Origin of the sequence: Streptomyces hygroscopicus (genome assembly GCF_026168105.1) — a bacterium.
Taxonomy (GTDB): domain Bacteria; phylum Actinomycetota; class Actinomycetes; order Streptomycetales; family Streptomycetaceae; genus Streptomyces; species Streptomyces hygroscopicus_D.
The window spans coordinates 40898-59719 of record NZ_LBMW01000020.1; the positions used below are offsets into that span (position 1 = coordinate 40898).

The window sequence follows — 18822 nt, forward strand, 5'->3', positions numbered from 1 at the left end:
TCCCCCGGCCGCTATCCCGCCGCCAGACGATCGCCGGTCTCGGTCGGGAACAGCCGCAGCCGGTGGGCCACCGCCGCCGCCTCCCCCCGGCCCGAGACCCCGAGCTTGGCCAGGATGTTCGAGACGTGGACGCTGGCGGTCTTCGGGGAGATGAACAGCTCCTCGGCTATCTGGCGATTGCTGCGGCCGACCGCGACCAGGCGCAGCACGTCCCTCTCCCGGTTCGTCAGGCCCAGCGACTGCGCCGGGTCCAGTACGGGCGGCTCCGCAGCGCACGTCGGCGTGAGACGGGCGCGCCGGGCGAGCAGGTCGACCGACTCGGCGAGCGGCCGGGCACCGATGCGGCCGGCCACCGCGGCGGCCAGCCGCAGCAACTCGGCGGCCCGCTCGCGCGCGTCCTCGCCGCCGTCCGAGGCCAGCAGGGACTCGGCGAGGCGGTGGCGGACGCGGGCCAGGTCGTAGGGGCGGTCCAGGGCCTCGAAGGCGGTCACAGCCTCGCACCAGTCGTGCGGCCCGCCACGGCCCTCGGCGCGCAGCAGCTCGGCGTGGAGCCAGCGTTCGTACGCCCGCCACACCGGCACGTTCGTGGCGAGCGTCCTGGCGCTCGTGCGGAGCCGTTCCAGGATCTCGGCGCGGCCCGGCTCGGCGGCCGGCAGGCCGAGGGCGTCGCCCTCGGCCATGGCGGCGGCGAGCAGCAACTGCCAGCCGTAGCGCTGGGTTCCGGGCGGGAAGCCCGCGGCCAGGGCGGCGTCGACCGCGGCGCGCGCGTCGGCGAGGCGGCCCTCGCCGACGGCAATCCCGATGGTGACGCGCACCAGAGGCAGTTCGTGCTGCGGCATGGTGTCGTGTGTGCCGAAGGAGGCGCGTGCCGCGGCCAGTTGGCGTCCGGCCTCGGCCAGGTCGCCCCGGCCGAGCGCGAGATGCGCATGGATGGTGGCGCGGAAGCCACGGGGCTTGGCGCTCTGGCCGACGCGTTCCGAGGCAACCCCGGCCTCGGCGGCCTCGTCCCAGCGGCCCAGGGAGTACAGGGACTCACCGAGGTTGGCCCACACCCAGGCCTCGGAGTCCGACAGACCGAGCTTCCGGGTCAGCTCGAGCCCCTCGCGGAGCACCTCGACGGCCTCGCGGGAACGGCCGATGCCCTCCAGGTGGGACGGCAGGTTCACATGGAGGCGGCCCGTCACATAGGTGTTGCCGAAGGCCGCCGCCTGCCGCTTGACCTCGTACATCTCCGCGAGCCCGGTGTCGATGTCCCCCGCCTCGACGAGGAGACCGCCCAGGGTCAGGCGCGCGTTCAGCTCGATGTCACGGGCGCCCACCATGCGCGCGTACTCCACGGCGCGCTCCGCGGCCGAGAGCGCGTCGGGGCCCGGAGCGTGCGCCATCGACCAGTTGGCCACCGTGGCGAGCACCTCGGCGTGCACCTCGGAGGGCGGCAGTCCGCGCACCAGCTCCTGGGCTGTGGTGAGTTCCTTCCAGCCGTCGCCGCGGGCGGTGTTCTGCATCAGCCGGGAGCGCTGCACCCAGAACCAGGCGGCGCGCAGGGGGTCCCGCTCGTCCTCCAGCAGACGCAGGGCCCGCTTGGTGATTTTCAGGGCGCGCTCGCGCTCCCCGCACAGCCGGCCCGCGACGGCCGCCTCGGCCATCAGATCGAGAAAGCGCAGGGGAGTGGTGGCGGGGTCGCAGCCGCAGGGCGGATAGGCCTCGGCGTAGTCGAGGGGGCGCAGTTCGGCCCGTACGGCGTCGGGGGCGACGTCCCACAGCTCCATCGCCCGCTCCAGCAGTCGCAGTTGCTCGGCGTGGGCGTGCCGACGGCGGGCCTCCACCGCGGCGTCGAGCACGGCGGGCAGGGCCTTGGCCGCGTCGTGCGCGTGGTACCAGTAGCTGGCCAGACGGGTGGCGCGCTGGTCGGCTGGCACGAGCGTGGGGTCGGTCTCCAGGGCCCCGGCGTACCGCCGGTTGAGGCGGGAGCGCTCGCCGGGGAGCAGGTCGTCGCTGACGGCCTCGCGGACGAGGGAGTGACGGAAGCGGTAGCCGTCGCCGTCGGGCGTGGCGAGCAGGATGTTGGCGCCGACGGCGGCCCGCAAGGCCTCGATGAGGTCGTCCTCGGCGAGCCGGGCCACGGCCGCGAGGAGACGGTACTCGACGGTGGAGCCGCCCTCGGCGACGATCCGGGCGACGCCCTGCGCGGTCTCGGGGAGCTTCTCGACGCGGACCAGCAGGAGGTCTCGCAGGGAGTCGGTGAGGCCGGTGCAGCAGCCTTCGCAGGCGGCCACCGCCAGCTCCTCCACGAAGAAGGCGTTGCCGTCGGAGCGGGCGAAGATGTCGTCGACCTGGGCCGGGTCGGGTTCGGCGGCGAGGATGCCGGCGATCTGGCGCTCGACCTCGGCGCGGTTGAACCGGTCGAGTTCGAGGCGGTGGACCGTGCGGAGCCGGTCGAGCTCGGCGAGGAGGGGGCGCAGGGGGTGGCGGCGGTGGATGTCGTCGGAGCGGTAGGTGGCGACGACCACCAGGCGGCCGCTGCGCAGGGTGCGGAGCAGGTAGGCGAGCAGATGGCGGGTGGAGGCGTCGGCCCAGTGGAGGTCCTCCAGGGCGAGGACGACCGTGCGGCGGGCGGCGACCCGCTCGAGCAGACGGGCGGTGAGCTCGAAGAGGCGGGCCATGCCCGCCTCGTCGTCCCTGGAGACGCGGCGCGCCTCGCCCAGTTCGGGCAGCAGCCGGGCCAGCTCGTCCTCCTGTCCGGCGGCGGCCGTGGCGAGTTCCCCTGGGAGCTGTCGGCGCAGGGCCCGCAGGGCGGTGGAGAAGGGGGCGAAGGGCAGTCCGTCGGCGCCGATCTCTACGCAGCCGCCGAGCGCGACGACCGCGTCCGCGCGGGCCGCCGCCGCGGCGAACTCCTCGATCAGACGGGTCTTGCCGACGCCTGCCTCACCCCCGACGAGCAGCGCCTGCGGCTCGCCGGCTGCAGCGCGGGCGAGCGCGTCGGACAACACCCCCAACTCCTCGGCACGACCGACGAATACGGGGCTCACGGACCTGGTCTCCACGCCCTCGAGGATGACATGCCCCTCTGACAACGCGGCACCGGCTGTCCCTGCCCGCACGCCGGGCCCGCCGGACCGCGGCACCGGGGCCCGATGACCGCTCGCCTTCCGGGCCTGCCCCTGCATCTCCACTCCGGCATACGCCGATACCACCCCCGCCCGAGACGCCGGAGCGGCCGCCGCCTCTACCCGGGACGCCGGAACAGCTGTCTCCGGCCGAGATGCCGGAGCGGCCCCTCCCGCCCCGGACACCGGGACGGCCGTCCCCGCGCCAGACGCCGGAGCGGCCGTCCCAGGCGGTGCTGGGGCGGCCGCTCTCGTGTGTGCGACGGTGCTGCTGTGCCGGATCACGGCCACGGGCTGCTCCTGCGGGCGGCCGACCCCCGTGCGGCCCCCCTTCTGGAGCGCGGGGCCCGTGTGGCCGCCCGCCGGGAGCGAGGCGCCCGCGTCGCCGCGCTCCCGGGGACCCGCGCTCATGCGGTGCGGGGGATCCGGGGCCGGCTCCCTTCGTGGGTATGGGCCCGGCTCTCCTGCGCGGGGTCGCCGTCGGCCTTGCGGGCGGCTCGCCTCAGGCGCAGGAGCTCGCGGCCGCGCCGGTAGTCCTCCGCCTTGCGGATCAGCTCGGCGGAGCGGAGGCGTTGGATCTCGTACTCGATCACGGGTTTTCTCCCCTGAGAGGTCGGTTTCCGGCTTCGCTTGTTGCGATGCCTCAACCTTCGTCTCCCAGGGGGGTCCGCCACATCGGGAGAGTTCCGCATCTTGTGCGGCGGACGGGGCCTTAGATGCACGGAGGGGGTCTCAGGGCTTCCGTAAGGATCCTCCGGAAGTCCTAAGACCCCTCAGGGCCGGCGCCGGTTCAGCCGGCGGACGGCAGCGCGAGCAGGATGTCCGTGTACTTGAGGACGGCCAGGAACAGGCCGACGACACCCAGGGCGACACCGCCCCAGGCGACCGACTTGATCCAGGCGTCCTGCGGCTTCCCGGGCGCGCCGAACGCCGGGCGGGCCAGCACCACGACACCCACGAGCAGCGCGGCCAGCGCGAACAGGCCGCCCCACAGCGCGGTGGTGTGCCAGGCGTCGCCGTAGACGGCCTTGACCTGCTTGGCGACGCTCGCCGAGGACGAGGTCTGGAGTTGCCCGATGAGGGTCTGGCGCGCGGAGGCGACGGTGGCGACCCAGCTGCCGCTGAGGGAGACCACACCGAGCGCGGCGGAGACCACCGCCCCGGCTCCCTGGCCCACCCCGGAGGGGCCCTCCGGCACGGTCTCCTCGGCCGCGCCCCCGGCCGGGCCTTCGTCCGTCTGCGCGGTGGTCTCCTCGGCGTCCTGCCCGGTCCTGGTTGCCTCGGCGCCCTCCTCGCCGTTCGTCGCCTCGGCGCCGGTCCCTGCCCTGTTCTCGTCGTTCTCGTCCACTGTCCTGGTTCCCATGCCTCGCACCGTACGAATGCTGTCTGAGAGGTTTCTTAATGATCGTCGCGGGCGCTACGCGCGCGTGCCTCCCGCCACTCCGGCGCGAGCACCGACCACACCTCGGTGTCCTGGCGCACCCCGCGGTACAGATAACTCTCCCGCAGCACGCCGTCCCGGCTCATGCCCAGCCGTCGCGCCACATTGACGCTGGCCACGTTTGCCGACGACGCGTACCACTCCACACGGTGAATGCCGCGCTCGTCAAACGCCCAGTCGATGAGCACCCGCATCGCGCGTGTGACCAGCCCCCGACCGGTTCCGGCAGGCTCCAGCCAGCAGCCGACCTCGCAGTTGCCGCCCGCCGCGTCGAAGATCCGGAAGAGCACGCCGCCCACCAGCTTCTCCTCCAGCCACAGCCCGTGCAGGCTGCCGGTGTCGGCGGCGCGCTTGTCGGCGTACGACTGCAGGACGGCCCGCGCGGAGGCGGTGTCCGTGGCGTTCGCCCCGAACGGAATGTGCTGGGTGATGAACTCGCGTCCACGGTCCAGGTGGGCAAGGAACTCCTCGGCGTGCCAGGGCTCCAGGGGCCGCAGTTCGGCTCCGTCGTCACCGAGGGGTATCGCGTACATCCTGCTGCCGCTCCTTCACCAGTGCGTCCACCAGCGCGTCCTCGTCGGCGCGCCGCTCCGGAATGGTCGCACGGCACTCGGGCGGCTCGATGCTGATGCGGGGCAGCCGGCGGTCCAGCCAGGACGGCAGCCACCAGTTGCCTCCGCCGAGCAGGTGCATCAGGGCGGGGACGAGGAGGGTACGCAGGACGAAGGCGTCGAGGGCGACGGCGGAGGCGAGCGCGATGCCGAACATGGCGATCACACGGTCGCCGCTGAGCACGAAGGCGAGGAAGACGGAGATCATGATGACGGCGGCCGAGTTGATCACCCGGCTGGTCTCGGCGAGGCCGACGCGAACGGCCCGCCGGTTGTCGCCGGTCTCGAGCCACTCCTCGTACATGCGGCTGACCAGGAACACCTGGTAGTCCATGGACAGCCCGAAGAGCACCGCAACCATGATCACGGGAAGGAAGGGCTCGATCGGGCCGGCCCGGCCGAGGCCCAGCAGCTCGCTCCCCCAGCCCCACTGGAAGATCGTGACCACCACGCCGAACGCGGAGGCGACGGCGGCGACGTTCATCGCGGCGGCCTTCAGCGGGATGCCGAGGGACCGGAAGGCGAGCAGCAGCAGGACGCAGCCCAGGCCGATCACCACGCCCACGAACAGCGGCAGCTTGCCGACGATCACCGCCGCGAAGTCGTCGTAGCCCGCCGTCACCCCGCCGACGTACAGGTCCAGGGTGGTGCCCTGCTCGGCGCGCGGCAGCACGTCGGAGCGCAGCCGGCTCACCAGTTCGCTGGTCTGCTTGGACTGCGGGGCGGTGTCCGGTACGACGGTGAGGTAGGCCGTGTCGCCGCCGGTGTTGTACGTCACGGGGGACACCGAGGCGACGCCCTTGGTGGCCGCGAGGGTGGTGTCGAGGTTGTCCAGCGCGAGCTTGTCCTCGCCGCCGCCCACATGGGTGACAAGGGTGAGCGGGCCGTTGACGCCGGGCCCGAAGCCCTCGGCGATGAGGTCGTACGCCTGTCGGGTGGTCGTCGTCTTCGGGTCGTTGCCCTGGTCGGAGGTGCCCAGACGGAGGGAGAGCGTGGGCAGCGCCAGCAGGGCCATGACGACCAGGGCGACGGCACCGAGCTTCTTGGGGTGACGTTCGACGAACGCGGACCAGCGGGCGGCGAGCCCGGTCGGCATCTCGGGTTCGGGCCCGCGCTCGCGCAGCCGGCGCCGCTCGCGTCTGCTGAGGGCGCGCGGTCCGATGAAGGACAGCAGGGCGGGCAGCAGGGTCACGGAGGCCGCGACGGTGAGGAGGACGGTGAGACAGGCGGCGACCGCGACGCCGTTGAGGAAGCCGAGCCGCAGGATCAGCATGCCGAGCAGCGCGATGCACACGGTTGCGCCCGCGAAGACGACGGCCCGTCCGGTGGTGGCGACGGCACCGACGGCGGCCTCCGCCACCGGGACGCCACGTTTGAGGCTCCTGCGGTGCCGGGTCACGATGAACAGCGCGTAGTCGATTCCCACGCCGAGCCCGATCAGCAGGCCGAGCATGGGCGCGAAGTCGGCGACGGTCATCGCGTGGCCGAGCAGTCCGATGCCCGCGTACGCGGTGCCGACACCGATCAGCGCGGACCCGATGGGCAGCAGGGAGGCGGCGAGCGAGCCGAAGGCGAAGAAGAGGACCACGGCGGCGACGATCACGCCGACCGCCTCCGCGAGGTGGCCGCCCTGCGACTGGGTGAGCCCCACGGCGCTGCCGCCCAGGGCGACCGTCAGGCCCTTCGTCTGGGCGGCCTTGGCGGTGTCGACGACGGCCTTGGCCTCGCCCTTGCTGATCTTCTCGGTCTGCTGGTCGAAGGTGACCGTGGCGTACGCGGTGCGGTCGTCACGGCTGATCTGTCCGCTGTGGCTGCCCTCGTAGGGGCTGGTGACGGAGGCGACACCGGGAAGCGCCCCGATCCGGTCCAGGGTGCGGGTCATCGTCTGCTCGACGTCGGCGGCGCTCACACTGCCGGGGCTGGTGTGCCAGACGACCGTGTCACTGTCCCCGGCGAGGCTGGGGAAGCCCTTCTCGAGCAGCTGGGCGGCACGGCCCGACTCCGTGCCGGGAGCCGCATAGTTGTTCGAGTACGCCGACCCCGTGACGGCCGCGGCAGCGGTGACCCCGCCGAAGGCGATCAGCCAGAGCAGAACGGTGACGAGGCGGTGGCGTACACACCAACGTGCAAGGGCTGCCACGAACGTGCTCCCTGGGGGTATTTCGTAGATCTTTGACCGGGAACAGCAGCAGATGGAACTGAACAGCCCGCAAAGAACTTATGAGCAATCCCAAACACTCTCGCAGCCGGAAGAGATCGTTTGCCGCTTTCGTGGGTTTAGTCACAGGAGTGGGACCCAATTCACAGGACAATCCGAGCAACCCTCTCAGCCCATAAGATTTCCATAAGCACAAGGGGCGGTACGTCGCATGCGACGTACCGCCCCCGGCGTCGGACCGCGGGTTTCTCAGCCCTCGCTGACGCCCAGCTTCTGAAGGATCAGCTCCTTGACGCGGGCGGCGTCGGCCTGGCCGCGGGTGGCCTTCATTACCGCGCCGACCAGGGCGCCGGCCGCGGCCACCTTGCCGCCGCGGATCTTGTCCGCGATGGCCGGGTTGCCCGCGATGGCCTCGTCGACGGCGGCGGTCAGCGCGCCCTCGTCGGAGACGACCTTCAGACCGCGCTTCTCGACGACCTCGTCCGGGGTGCCTTCGCCCGCGAGGACGCCCTCGATGACCTGGCGGGCCAGCTTGTCGTTCAGGTCGCCGGAGGCAACGAGCTTGGCGACACGGGCGACCTGCTCCGGTGTGATGGGCAGTTCGTCCAGGGCCTTGCCCGCCTCGTTGGCGCTGCGGGCGAGCTCGCCCATCCACCACTTGCGGGCGGAGGCCGCGTCGGCGCCCGCCTCGATGGTGGCGACGATCAGGTCCAGGGCACCCGCGTTGAGGATCGCCTGCATGTCGGTGGCGGAGACCCCCCACTCCTCGCGCAGCCGGCTGCGGCGTACGAGGGGCAGCTCCGGCAGCCCGGAGCGCAGCTCCTCGACCCACTCGCGCCGGGGCGCGACCGGAACCAGGTCCGGCTCGGGGAAGTACCGGTAGTCCTCGGCCTCCTCCTTGGTGCGGCCCGAGGTGGTCGTGCCGGTGTCCTCGTGGAAGTGCCGGGTCTCCTGGATCACCGTGCCGCCGCTGTTGAGCACGGCGGCGTGGCGCTGGATCTCGAAGCGGCAGGCACGCTCCACGGAGCGCAGCGAGTTGACGTTCTTCGTCTCGGAGCGGGTGCCGAACTTCTCGGAGCCCTTGGGCATCAGCGACAGGTTCACGTCGCAGCGCATCTGGCCCATCTCCATCCGCGCCTCGGAGACGCCGAGCGCCCGGATGAGCTCGCGCAGCTCGCGGACGTACGCCTTCGCCACCTCGGGTGCGCGCTCGCCGGCGCCGACGATCGGCTTGGTGACGATCTCGATCAGCGGGATGCCGGCGCGGTTGTAGTCGAGCAGCGAGTGCGACGCGCCGTGGATACGGCCCGTGGCACCGCCCACGTGCGTGGACTTGCCGGTGTCCTCCTCCATGTGGGCGCGCTCGATCTCCACGCGGAAGGTCTCGCCGTCCTCCAGCTGCACGTCGAGGTAGCCGTTGAAGGCGATCGGCTCGTCGTACTGGGAGGTCTGGAAGTTCTTCGGCATGTCCGGATAGAAGTAGTTCTTCCGGGCGAAGCGGCACCACTCGGCGATCTCGCAGTTCAGCGCGAGGCCGATCCTGATCGCGGACTCCACTCCGGTCGCGTTGACGACCGGGAGCGAGCCGGGCAGGCCGAGGCAGGTGGGGCAGGTCTGCGAGTTCGGCTCGGCGCCGAGCGCCGTGGAGCAGCCGCAGAACATCTTGGTGTCGGTGCCGAGTTCGACATGGACCTCAAGGCCCATGACGGGGTCGTACGACGCCAGCGCGTCCTCGTACGACTCCAGGTCGGTCGTGGTGGTCACGGTGAAACTTCCCTCTCAGCCCAGCAGGACGTCGTCGTCGCCCAGGCGCTTCAGCTCCCGGTAGAGGATGGCGAGGCCGGTGACGATGGCGGCGGCGGACACGGCGGCGTCGATCAGGCGCAGCGTGTCGTGTTCCAAACGGGCCTTCTTGGCCTGCTTCGCGACACTGATCGCGCCGAACGCGGTGGTAGCCATGGACAGGTACGTACCGGACTTGGACTTCTTGAAGCCCTTGGCCTTGGACAGTGCCTTACTCACAGCGACGGAGCCTCCTCGAGAAGCGGGTGCCCCCACCTTTCCACGAAGGCGGCCTCGACGGCGGCGCCGACCTTGTACAGCCGGTCGTCCTTCATCGCCGGGGCGATGATCTGCAGCCCGACCGGGAGGTTGTCCTCGGGCGCGAGGCCGCAGGGCAGGGACATGGCGGCGTTGCCGGCCAGGTTGACCGGGATGGTGCACAGGTCCGCCAGGTACATCGCCATCGGGTCGTCGGCGCGCTCGCCGATCGGGAAGGCGGTGGTGGGGGTCGTGGGCGACACGATCACGTCCACCTTCTCGAACGACTTCTCGAAGTCGCGCGTGATGAGCGTACGGACCTTCTGCGCGGAGCCGTAGTACGCGTCGTAGTAGCCGGAGCTGAGGGCATAGGTGCCGAGCATGATGCGGCGCTTGACCTCGGGGCCGAAGCCCTCCTCACGCGTGAGGGAGGTGACCTCCTCGGCCGAGTGCGAGCCGTCGTCACCGACGCGCAGGCCGTAGCGCAGACCGTCGAAGCGGGCGAGGTTGCTGGAGCACTCGCTCGGTGCGATCAGGTAGTACGCGGCCAGCGCCAGGTCGAAAGAGGGGCAGTCCAGCTCGACGATCTCGGCGCCCAGTTCCTTCAGCAGGGCGACGGACTCGTCGAAGCGCTGCAGGACACCGGCCTGGTAGCCCTCGCCGCGGAACTGCTTGACGACACCGACGCGCATGCCCTTCACGCTGCCGTTGCGCGCGGCCTCGACGACCGGCGGGACCGGGGCGTCGACCGACGTGGAGTCGAGCGGGTCGTGCCCGGCGATGACCTCGTGCAGCAGGGCGGCGTCCAGGACCGTACGGGCACAGGGACCGCCCTGGTCGAGGCTGCTGCTGAACGCGACCATGCCGTAGCGGGAGACGCCGCCGTACGTCGGCTTGACACCGACCGTGCCGGTGACGGCGGCGGGCTGGCGGATGGAGCCGCCCGTGTCGGTGCCGATGGCGAGGGGTGCCTGGAAGGAGGCGAGCGCGGCGGAGGAACCGCCGCCGGAGCCGCCGGGGATCCGGGTGAGGTCCCAGGGGTTGCCGGTCGGCCCGTAGGCGCTGTTCTCGGTCGACGACCCCATGGCGAACTCGTCCATGTTGGTCTTGCCGAGGATGACGACGTCGGCGGCCTTCAGCCGCTTGGTGAGGGTGGCGTCGTACGGCGGGATCCAGCCCTCCAGGATCTTCGAACCGACGGTCGTCGGAACGCCCTCGGTGGTGAAGATGTCCTTGAGCGCGAGGGGCACACCGGCGAGCGGGCCGAGCTTCTCGCCGCGCTCGCGCTTCTCGTCGACGGCGCGGGCCCGAGCCAGCGCCCCCTCGCGGTCGACGTGCAGGAAGGCGTGCACCTTCTCGTCGACGGCCTCGATACGGGCGAGGTGTGCCTCGGCGACCTCGACGGCGGTGAGCTCGCCGGAGGCGATCTTCGCGGCGGTCTCGGCGGCGGTGAGCCGGATGATGCTGTTCTTGTCCGTCATGACGGGCTACTCCTCCCCCAGGATCTGCGGCACCTTGAAACGCTGCTGCTCCTGGGCCGGGGCGCCGGACAGCGCCTGCTCGGGGGTGAGCGACGGACGGACCTCGTCCCGCCGCATGACATTGGTCAGCGGCAGCGGGTGAGAGGTCGGCGGTACGTCTTGGTCGGCGACCTCGCTGACGCGGGCGACCGCGCCGATGATGTCGTCGAGCTGACCGGCGAAGTGATCGAGCTCTTCGGCCTTCAGCTCCAGACGCGCCAGCCGGGCGAGGTGGGCGACCTCCTCGCGCGTGATGCCAGGCATGCAGCGATCCTCTGGGGTGAGTGTGTGTGGTTTGGGCCCAATCCTATGGCGCGGGGCCGTGTGCCCGTGAAACGGTTTCGCGGGCCGTACGCCCAGGGGCTCAGCGGCGCCCGTCCCAGGCCGCGCTCCGCAGGAAGTGGTTGTCGTACAGCTCCTGCACCTCCATCAGGCTCTCCGCAGTGACCTCGCCGAGGCGGATGCGCTGGAGGTGGCGGAAGTACTCGAAGCGTTCGACGCCCGGTGTGATGACGATGAGGAGGTCCGCGGCGGCCCCGGGGGCGGCGGCGAAGGCGTGCGGCATGCCCGGCGGGACGACTACCAGGTCCCCGCGCTCGGCGGTGAGGACCTCGTCACCGGAGAGGACTTCGGCGGCGCCGTCGAGCAGGTAGAACATCTCGGCGGAGTTGTTGTGCAGATGCGGGTGGGCACCGTCGGCGCCCTCTGCGAGGGTGACGCGCACCGTGGACAGCGCCCCTGCGGTGGCGCTGCTGTCGGCCAGCAGCTTCACCGTCGTCGGGGCGTCGCGGCCGACGATCTCGGCCTCGGCGTCGCGGACGACCACGGACTCGTCGAACTTCGGCACGAACAGCGACATCTGTGAACCCCCTGTTGTCGTTACGGACGCGCTCAGACGGCGAAGAGCAGTACGGCACTGATCAGCACGACGGCGGCCGTGGCGAAGTGAATTCCGAAGGCCACGGCCTTGGTGCCGCCATGGCGCAGCACTTTCAGGGTGTCTCCGAGCGGCACGATCGCGACGGCCAGCATGAACCAGGCTTCGGCGCGGGCACCGGCGAACGCGAGCAGGGCCAGGCCCAGCAGACCGAAGGTGCCGTCCCGCAGGCCCTTGATCGTGAGGTAGGCGGCGTCGCCGTCGGGCTTGGCGGGCACGCCGTAGCCGGCGGCGGCGGGGCGGGGCTGGAGCAGGAAGCGGGCCCCGATGAACAGGACGAGCAGGTCGAGCACGATGGCCAGGATGTACGCGGTCGTGGTCACGTCACTTCTCCTTGCTAGCAGCGCTAGGGACAAGAGCGAAGCTATCAGAGCGTAGAAAGAAAGGCTAGCGGTGCTAGAATTCGGATCATGTCGATCCAGACGCGCCGGGAGCGCGAACGAGCGGAACGCGAGCGGCTGATCGTCACGGCCGCACGGGAACTGGCTGAGGCCGAGGGCTGGGACGCGGTCACCACGCGGCGGCTGGCCGCCGAGATCGAGTACAGCCAGCCCGTCCTCTACAGCCACTTCAAGGGCAAGGACGCCATCATGGCCGCGGTCGCGGTGCAGGGCTTCGGCGACATCGCCGCCGAGCTCAGGGCGGCCCGTACGGCTGCCGGGGGCGCACGCGAGGCGCTGGCGGCGGTGGGTGAGGCGTACACCGCGTTCGCGCGGCGACGGCCCGCGCTCTACGACGCGATGTTCACGCACACCGTGGACCTGCCGTTCGCCACGCCCGAGGCACCCGCCGCACTGCGGGAGGCGTTCGGCGAACTGCTCGAGGCCGTCCGGCCGATCGCCGCCGACGGCGACGACCCCGGTCTGCTCACCGAGACATACTGGGCCGGACTCCACGGCCTGGTGACGCTGATGCGCAGCGGACGCCTCCCGGCCAAGGCCCACGAGCGCCGACTCGCCCTGCTGATCGGGCACTTCACGGCCGGGGCGAGCTGACCCGGCTCGGGCCCGAGCCGTGGAGCCGTCTCGGGCCCGGGCCGTGGAAGGCTCCTAGCCGGTTCGTCCGGGGTCGTCCCCGGCGGCCGCCGGGAGTGCGGCCCTCGGGCGCTGCCAGCCCCGGGAGCCGCGGGCCCGCAGCCACGCCGTCGTCTCCTCCGCCGGCATCGCGGCGGCGACCAGCCAGCCCTGCACGGCGTCGCACCGCAGGTCCCGCAGCCGCTCCCAGGTCTCGTCGTCCTCGACGCCCTCCGCGACGACGAGCAGGCCCAGCGAGTGCGCGAGGTCCACCGTGCAGCGCACGATCTCCGCGTCCTCCGTGTCCACCGCCAGCCGCGCCACGAACGAGCGGTCGATCTTCAGCTCGCTCACCGGCAGCCGCCGCAGATGCACGAGCGACGAGTAGCCGGTGCCGAAGTCGTCCAGCGACATCTTCACGCCGTGCCCGGCAAGCCCGGCCAGTGTGTCCGCGGCCCGCTGCGGGTCCTCGAGCAGCACATGTTCCGTGATCTCCAGCTGCAACGCCCCGGCGGGCACCCCGTGCCGGGCCAGCCGCGCGGCCACCGCGCCCGCGAAGCCCGGTGTGTGGACGTCCCGCGGCGAGACGTTGACGGCCACCGGCACCCGCAGTCCCTGCGCCCGCCACCGCGCCATCTGCCCGAGCGCCGTCTCCAGCACGTACTCCGTCAGGTGCGGCATCAGCCCGGACGACTCGGCGATCGCGATGAACTCGTCCGGCGGCACCTTCCCGCGCTCGGGATGCACCCACCGTACGAGCGCCTCGAGCCCGGCGACCTGTCCGTCGAAACGCACCTTCGGCTGGTAGTGCAGCTCCACCTCGTGGGCGTCCAGCGCCCGTCGCAGATCCCCCAGCAGCCCGAGCCGGTCCGGTGTGTTCGAGTCGCGCTTGGACTCGTACACCTCCACGCCCGTACGGTCCCGCTTCGCCTGGTACATGGCCACGTCCGCCCGCCGCAGCAGACCCTCCGCGTCGAGCGCGTGGTCCGGGAAGACGGCGACCCCGGCACTGGCTTCCAGGACGAGGGTCAGCCCGTCCAGGTCGAGCGGCGAGCTGAGCGCGGCGACCAGGTTGCGGGCCGCCCGTGACGCGGACGTCGTGGAGTCCGCGACGGGAAGTAACACGGCGAACTCGTCTCCGCCGAGCCGCGCCGCCTCCGCCCCGCGTGGCAGCGCCAGCCGCAGCCGCTCCGCTATCTGCAGGAGCAGCCGGTCGCCGGCGAGATGGCCGAGAGTGTCGTTCACCGACCGGAAACGGTCGAGGTCGATCAGCATCAGTGCGGCCCGCGCGCCGATCCGCTCGGCGTCGTCGAGCGCCGTCCAGGTGCGCTCGAGAAGCCACTGCCGGTTGGGCAGGCCGGTCAGCGGGTCGCGCAGCTGCTCCTCCGCCCGGGCGCGGGCTATCCACAGGGTGGAGTCGAGGGCGATGAGCGGGATGGAGAACAGCGGCAGGAGGATCGGCTTCGCCACGGCGACGACGCAGACCAGCGGGGCGATACCGACCAGCGCGACGCCGACGAGTCCCTGCCGGACCAGGGCGGTGCGGGCGAGGGTGGGCAGCCCGCCGGTGCGTGGCGCATGCAGGTACCACAGCAAGAGCCGGGTCACCGCGAGGTACGTGGTGGCGACGAGGACGACCTGCGGCACGGTGTAGAAGGTCCAGCTCTGCGGGTTCCAGGGCGTCTCGACGGTGGGGACGCGTCCGAAGAGGGCCAGGACGAGCGCTCCGGCGCCGATGCCGAGGATGTCCACCGCACCCTGCAGGATGCCCTGCCGCCAGCGGCCGAGCCGGGCTATACCGACCAGTACGACGACGGTGAGGCTGACCATCCCCGCGGGCACCCAGCCGTACAGCAGCAGGACAGCGAGGGTGAGGGCCGCGCCCGAGCCCGTGCCGCCCCACCGGCGGACCCGGCCGAGCGCGACCAGGTGGCCCACGATGATGCCGGTGAGCACGGCCAGGGACCAGCCGACGGTGCCGCACGGGAAGAGCGCGTGGTGACCGCCGAACGCCTGGTAGAAGCCGGCGCCGAGGACCAACCCGCCGGCCGCGACGACCACCGTGGGCAGTGCGGGCCAGGGCAGGTGCCGCTCACCGTCCGGGCCGGGCAGTCCGGACGCGGGCCCGGCGGCGAGCGGGCCGGTTCCCGCGGCGAGCGCCGGTACCTGTCCGGCCGGTGCGGTCCTCGCAGGACGTCCGGTGCCCGATACGGCTCCGGGCGCGGGAGTCACACCGTGGGAGGCCTTCGGCACGGCGGTGCGGCCGTTCACGCCCAGGGGCCCCGACGGCCGCGCTGACCGGCGGGCGGCTCGCCAGGCGCCGGACATCCGGCGCAGGCGCAGCCGTGAGTCCGGGGCGGCGCTCTTGGTCGGTTCCATTCCCGTCCCTCTCACAGCCGGCGGTGCCCACGCCACGCGGCCCGATGCCCGACGAACCGTCAACGGCACCGCGTCTGAAAACCCACCACGCGTCCGGGCACGGCAGGCGCACACCTCAACAGTAGGCCGCAGAGGGCTTCCACGGGCAGCGGTCGTCGACGGTTGCCCGAATGCGCCCCGGCCACCCGTATGCATCTGGTATGCGCCGAACGGGTGACCTTCAACCGCTACTCCCCGGTTGGAATTGCGACTTCCAGCGCGGCGTCCGGCCCTTGTTCCAGCAGGACGGCAAATCCGGCCTCGTTCAGAACCGGAACCTTCAACTGCATTGCCTTGTCGTACTTCGAACCGGGATTGTCACCGACAACCACAAAGGACGTCTTCTTCGAAACAGAGCCGGTCACTTTCGCCCCGCGGCTCTGCAGGGCGTCCTTGGCGCCGTCCCGCGTGTAATGGGCCAGTGTTCCGGTGACGACGACCGTGAGCCCCTCCAGCGGGCGGGGTCCCTCGCCCTCGCCCGAGCCCTGTTCCTCCATACGGACGCCCGCGGCTTTCCACTTACGGATGATTTCGCGGTGCCAGTCCTCGGCGAACCACTGCTTGACGGCGGCGGCCACGATGGGACCGACGCCGTCGGTGTCCTTGAGTTCCTCCTCGGTCGCCTGATCGATTCGCTCGATCGAGCGGAACTCACGGGCGAGCGCCTCGGCCGCCACCGGGCCCACGTGACGGATCGACAGACCGGTCAGAATGCGGGCGAGCGGGCGTTCCTTGGCCGCCGCGATGTTCTCCAGCATCGCGATCGCGTTCTTCCTGGGCTCGCCCTGCTGGTTGGCGAAGACCGTGGCGACCTTCTCCTCGCCCGTTCTGGGGTCACGCTTGGGCAGGCCGCTGTCCTGGTCGAGAACGTACGCCTTGATGGGCAGCAACTGTTCGACGGTGAGGTCGAACAGACCGCCCTCGTCCTTGAGCGGCGGGTCGGCCGGCTCCAGCGGCTTGGTCAGCGCGGCGGCGGCCACATAGCCGAAGTGCTCGATGTCCAGCGCCTTGCGGCCCGCGAGGTAGAAAAGGCGCTCGCGCAGCTGGGCCGGGCAGGTGCGCGCGTTCGGGCAGCGCAGGTCGACGTCGCCCTCCTTCATGGGGCGCAGCGGCGTGCCGCACTCGGGGCACTCGGACGGCATCACGAACTCGCGCTCCGTGCCGTCACGCAGGTCGACGACCGGACCGAGGATCTCGGGGATGACGTCACCGGCCTTGCGCAGCACCACCGTGTCGCCGATGAGCACGCCCTTGGCCTTGACGACGTCCTGGTTGTGCAGGGTGGCGAACTCGACCTCCGAGCCCGCGACCGTGACCGGTTCGACCTGCGCGTACGGCGTGACCCGGCCCGTACGGCCCACGCCCACCCGGATGTTGACCAGCTTGGTGTTGACCTCCTCGGGCGCGTACTTCCACGCGATCGCCCAGCGCGGGGCTCGCGAGGTGGAGCCCAGCCGCCCCTGGAGCGGGATCTCGTCGAGCTTGACGACGACTCCGTCGATCTCGTGCTCCACGGAGTGGCGGTGCTCGCCGTAGTACGCGATGAACTCGCGGACGCCGTCGAGGTCGCCGACCACCTTGTTGTGCCGGGCGGTGGGCAGGCCCCAGGAGTGCAGCAGGTCATAGGCCTCGGAGAGGCGGGTGAGGCCCTCGAAGCCCTCCAGGGCGCCGATGCCGTGGACCACCATGTGCAGCGGGCGGGTGGCCGTGATGCGCGGGTCCTTCTGGCGCAGGGAACCCGCCGCCGCGTTGCGCGGGTTGGCGAAGGGCTTGTCGCCGCCCTCCACCAGACGGGCGTTCAGCTCCTCGAACTTCTCCATCGGGAAGTAGACCTCGCCGCGGACCTCGACGAGGCCGGGGACGTGGTCACCCTTGAGGCGGTCCGGAATCTCCGCGATCGTACGGACATTGGGGGTGATGTCCTCGCCGGTGCGACCGTCGCCACGGGTTGCCGCGCGCGTGAGGCGGCCCTGCTCATACGTGAGGTTGACCGCGAGGCCGTCGACCTTCAGCTCGCACAGGAAGTGGTGCTCGGAGGTGCCGACCTCCTTGGCGACACGGTCGGCCCAGGCGGCGAGCTCCGCCTCGTCGAAGGCGTTGTCGAGGGAGAGCATGCGCTGGCGGTGCTGGACGGCCGTGAAGTCCGTTTCGTACGCCCCCGCGACCTTCTGGGTGGGCGAGTCGGGGGTGCGCAGCTCGGGGTACCGGTCCTCGAGCGCCCCGAGAGAGCGCAGCAGCCGGTCGAACTCCGCGTCGCTGATGACGGGAGCGTCCTTCACGTAGTACCGGAAGCGGTGCTCCTCGACCTGCTCAGCGAGTTGCGCGTGCTGCTCCCGTGCCTCGGCGGGCACCGTCGTCTCCGCTTGCTTGTCGCCGGCCACCGTGTTGTCCTCCCGTTACTCTGGGTTGTCCGCGAGGGATCTCGCCGCCTGGACGCAGTGGGCCAGCGCCCTGCGGGCGTAGTCCGGGGAAGCCCCCGCGAGCCCGCACGCCGGCGTGACCGTCACCGCGTCCGGGAGAAGCCCCGGATGCAGCCCCAGCCTGCGCCACAGCGTCCTGACACCCATGACGCTACCGGCAGGGTCTGACAATGGGCCGTCCGTGCCGGGGACGACGCCGACGAAGAGCCGGGTACCCCCTTCCACCGCCTCGCCGATCGCGTCGTCGTCACGCTCGGTGAGGAGCGAGAAGTCGAAGGAGACCGCGTCCGCGCCGGACCTGCGCAGCAGGGCGAACGGAACGTCCGGTGCGCACGAGTGGACCACCACCGGGCCGTCCGCATGAACCCCGATGACGTCCCGCAGCGTCGACTCGACGGCCTGCCGGTCGACCGAGCGGTGGGTCCGGTAGCCGCTCGCCGTCCTCACCCGGCCGCGCAGGACCGCGGTGAGCGACGGCTCGTCCAGCTGGAGGACCAGCCGGGCGCCGGGTACGCGGCGGTGCACCTCGTCCAGGTGGAGCCGCAGCCCCTCGGCGAGCGAACCGGCGAGGTCGCGGCAGGCGCCCGGGTCGGAGACCGCCGCCTCGCCGTTCTTCAGCTCCAGTGCCGCGGCCAGCGTCCAGGGACCCACCGCCTGCACCTTCAGCGGCCCCTCGTAGCCCTGGGTGAACTCCTCGAGCGCGTCGAGGTCCTCGCCGAGCCAGGCGCGGGCCCGCCTGGTGTCCCGCCCCGGCCGGTCGCCGAACCGCCAGCCGCTGGGCTCCACGCGCGCGTACAGATCGACGAGCATCCCGGCGGTCCGCCCGATCATGTCCGCACCGGGGCCGCGGGCCGGCAGCTCGGCAAGAAACGGAAAGTCCTCGAAGCTCCCGGTGGCGGTCTTGGCCGCCTCCCGCGCGTCGCCTCCCGGCAGGGAACCGACGCCGGTGGCGGCACCGAACCTGACATGGTTGTTTTCGCTCACCCGTGCAGCCTAGGCCCTCCAGGGGAGCCGCCCGGGGGCTGCCATCCGCTGGGGGGATGCCCGGTGGCCGAGGTGCCGTCCCGGGGGCTGCGCCCTTGGACCTCCGTCGGCCCAACGGCCTCGTCCTCAAACGCCTGACGAGCCGGCGATGTCCGGCCCCCGCTGGAGATGCC

Annotated in this window: 15 protein-coding genes; 1 reads left to right on the forward strand and 14 read right to left on the reverse strand. The window is 71.7% G+C overall.

All coding sequences use genetic code 11. From position 1 onward, the window contains the following. Nucleotides 1–11 precede the first annotated feature (11 nt). The 11 genes from AAW14_RS20250 to AAW14_RS20300 all read right to left on the reverse strand — a co-directional run bounded on the left by AAW14_RS20250 (nucleotide 12) and on the right by AAW14_RS20300 (nucleotide 12137). On the reverse strand, nucleotides 12–3056 hold the full coding sequence (locus tag AAW14_RS20250) for a helix-turn-helix transcriptional regulator (protein WP_265565386.1): 3045 nt from the start codon (nucleotides 3054–3056) through the stop codon (nucleotides 12–14). A 458-nt stretch (nucleotides 3057–3514) separates the two neighbouring features. Next, nucleotides 3515–3700, reverse strand: coding sequence for a hypothetical protein (locus tag AAW14_RS20255; protein ID WP_265565307.1), 186 nt, complete (start codon nucleotides 3698–3700; stop codon nucleotides 3515–3517). Nucleotides 3701–3897: 197 nt separating this feature from the next. Then, nucleotides 3898–4470 carry a hypothetical protein gene (locus AAW14_RS20260; protein WP_416223340.1) on the reverse strand — a complete coding sequence of 191 codons (573 nt, stop codon included), beginning with the start codon at nucleotides 4468–4470 and terminating at the stop codon, nucleotides 3898–3900. 35 nt (nucleotides 4471–4505) lie between these two features. Next, complete coding sequence (locus AAW14_RS20265) at nucleotides 4506–5081, reverse strand: GNAT family N-acetyltransferase (RefSeq protein ID WP_265565309.1); 576 nt, start codon at nucleotides 5079–5081, stop codon at nucleotides 4506–4508. Continuing rightward, entirely contained in the window at nucleotides 5059–7299 is a 2241-nt protein-coding gene (locus AAW14_RS20270; RefSeq protein WP_265565310.1) for an MMPL family transporter, read from the reverse strand. Before AAW14_RS20270 ends, AAW14_RS20265 begins: the two co-directional genes overlap by 23 nt. Nucleotides 7300–7566: 267 nt before the next feature. Continuing rightward, entirely contained in the window at nucleotides 7567–9081 is a 1515-nt protein-coding gene (gene gatB, locus AAW14_RS20275) for an Asp-tRNA(Asn)/Glu-tRNA(Gln) amidotransferase subunit GatB (RefSeq protein WP_265565311.1), read from the reverse strand. Between the two features lie 15 nt (nucleotides 9082–9096). After that, nucleotides 9097–9339 (reverse strand): hypothetical protein, encoded by a 243-nt coding sequence (locus AAW14_RS20280; protein ID WP_265565312.1) that lies wholly within the window; start codon nucleotides 9337–9339, stop codon nucleotides 9097–9099. After that, on the reverse strand, nucleotides 9336–10838 hold the full coding sequence (gene gatA, locus AAW14_RS20285; RefSeq protein ID WP_265565313.1) for an Asp-tRNA(Asn)/Glu-tRNA(Gln) amidotransferase subunit GatA: 1503 nt from the start codon (nucleotides 10836–10838) through the stop codon (nucleotides 9336–9338). Before gatA ends, AAW14_RS20280 begins: the two co-directional genes overlap by 4 nt. A 6-nt stretch (nucleotides 10839–10844) precedes the next feature. Then, nucleotides 10845–11141, reverse strand: coding sequence for an Asp-tRNA(Asn)/Glu-tRNA(Gln) amidotransferase subunit GatC (gatC, locus tag AAW14_RS20290; RefSeq protein WP_265565314.1), 297 nt, complete (start codon nucleotides 11139–11141; stop codon nucleotides 10845–10847). 100 nt (nucleotides 11142–11241) lie between these two features. Further along, nucleotides 11242–11736 (reverse strand): cupin domain-containing protein, encoded by a 495-nt coding sequence (locus AAW14_RS20295; RefSeq protein WP_265565315.1) that lies wholly within the window; start codon nucleotides 11734–11736, stop codon nucleotides 11242–11244. Between the two features lie 32 nt (nucleotides 11737–11768). Next, nucleotides 11769–12137, reverse strand: a complete 369-nt coding sequence (locus AAW14_RS20300; RefSeq protein WP_265565316.1) for a DUF4267 domain-containing protein — start codon at nucleotides 12135–12137, stop codon at nucleotides 11769–11771. A gap of 87 nt (nucleotides 12138–12224) precedes the next feature. Between AAW14_RS20300 and AAW14_RS20305 the strand changes: the two genes are divergently transcribed. Continuing rightward, complete coding sequence (locus AAW14_RS20305; protein ID WP_265565317.1) at nucleotides 12225–12809, forward strand: TetR/AcrR family transcriptional regulator; 585 nt, start codon at nucleotides 12225–12227, stop codon at nucleotides 12807–12809. A gap of 54 nt (nucleotides 12810–12863) precedes the next feature. Here the strand turns inward: AAW14_RS20305 and AAW14_RS20310 are convergent, their stop codons facing one another. The 3 genes from AAW14_RS20310 to AAW14_RS20320 all read right to left on the reverse strand — a co-directional run bounded on the left by AAW14_RS20310 (nucleotide 12864) and on the right by AAW14_RS20320 (nucleotide 18649). After that, a complete protein-coding gene (locus AAW14_RS20310) occupies nucleotides 12864–15206 on the reverse strand; it encodes a putative bifunctional diguanylate cyclase/phosphodiesterase (RefSeq protein WP_265565318.1) in 2343 nt (780 codons plus the stop codon). Nucleotides 15207–15433: 227 nt separating this feature from the next. Continuing rightward, on the reverse strand, nucleotides 15434–17626 hold the full coding sequence (gene ligA, locus AAW14_RS20315) for an NAD-dependent DNA ligase LigA (protein ID WP_265565319.1): 2193 nt from the start codon (nucleotides 17624–17626) through the stop codon (nucleotides 15434–15436). A 15-nt stretch (nucleotides 17627–17641) separates the two neighbouring features. Next, on the reverse strand, nucleotides 17642–18649 hold the full coding sequence (locus AAW14_RS20320) for a methionine synthase (protein ID WP_265565320.1): 1008 nt from the start codon (nucleotides 18647–18649) through the stop codon (nucleotides 17642–17644). Between the last annotated feature and the right edge of the window lie 173 nt (nucleotides 18650–18822).

Coding starts and splice junctions, on each gene's coding strand:
- AAW14_RS20260 (WP_416223340.1), bottom strand. CDS start 4,470: ATGGGAACCAGGACAGTGGACGAGAACGACGAGAACAGGGCAGGGACC.
- AAW14_RS20265 (WP_265565309.1), bottom strand. CDS start 5,081: ATGTACGCGATACCCCTCGGTGACGACGGAGCCGAACTGCGGCCCCTG.
- gatA (WP_265565313.1), bottom strand. CDS start 10,838: ATGACGGACAAGAACAGCATCATCCGGCTCACCGCCGCCGAGACCGCC.
- gatC (WP_265565314.1), bottom strand. CDS start 11,141: ATGCCTGGCATCACGCGCGAGGAGGTCGCCCACCTCGCCCGGCTGGCG.
- AAW14_RS20295 (WP_265565315.1), bottom strand. CDS start 11,736: ATGTCGCTGTTCGTGCCGAAGTTCGACGAGTCCGTGGTCGTCCGCGAC.
- AAW14_RS20305 (WP_265565317.1), top strand. CDS start 12,225: ATGTCGATCCAGACGCGCCGGGAGCGCGAACGAGCGGAACGCGAGCGG.
- AAW14_RS20310 (WP_265565318.1), bottom strand. CDS start 15,206: ATGGAACCGACCAAGAGCGCCGCCCCGGACTCACGGCTGCGCCTGCGC.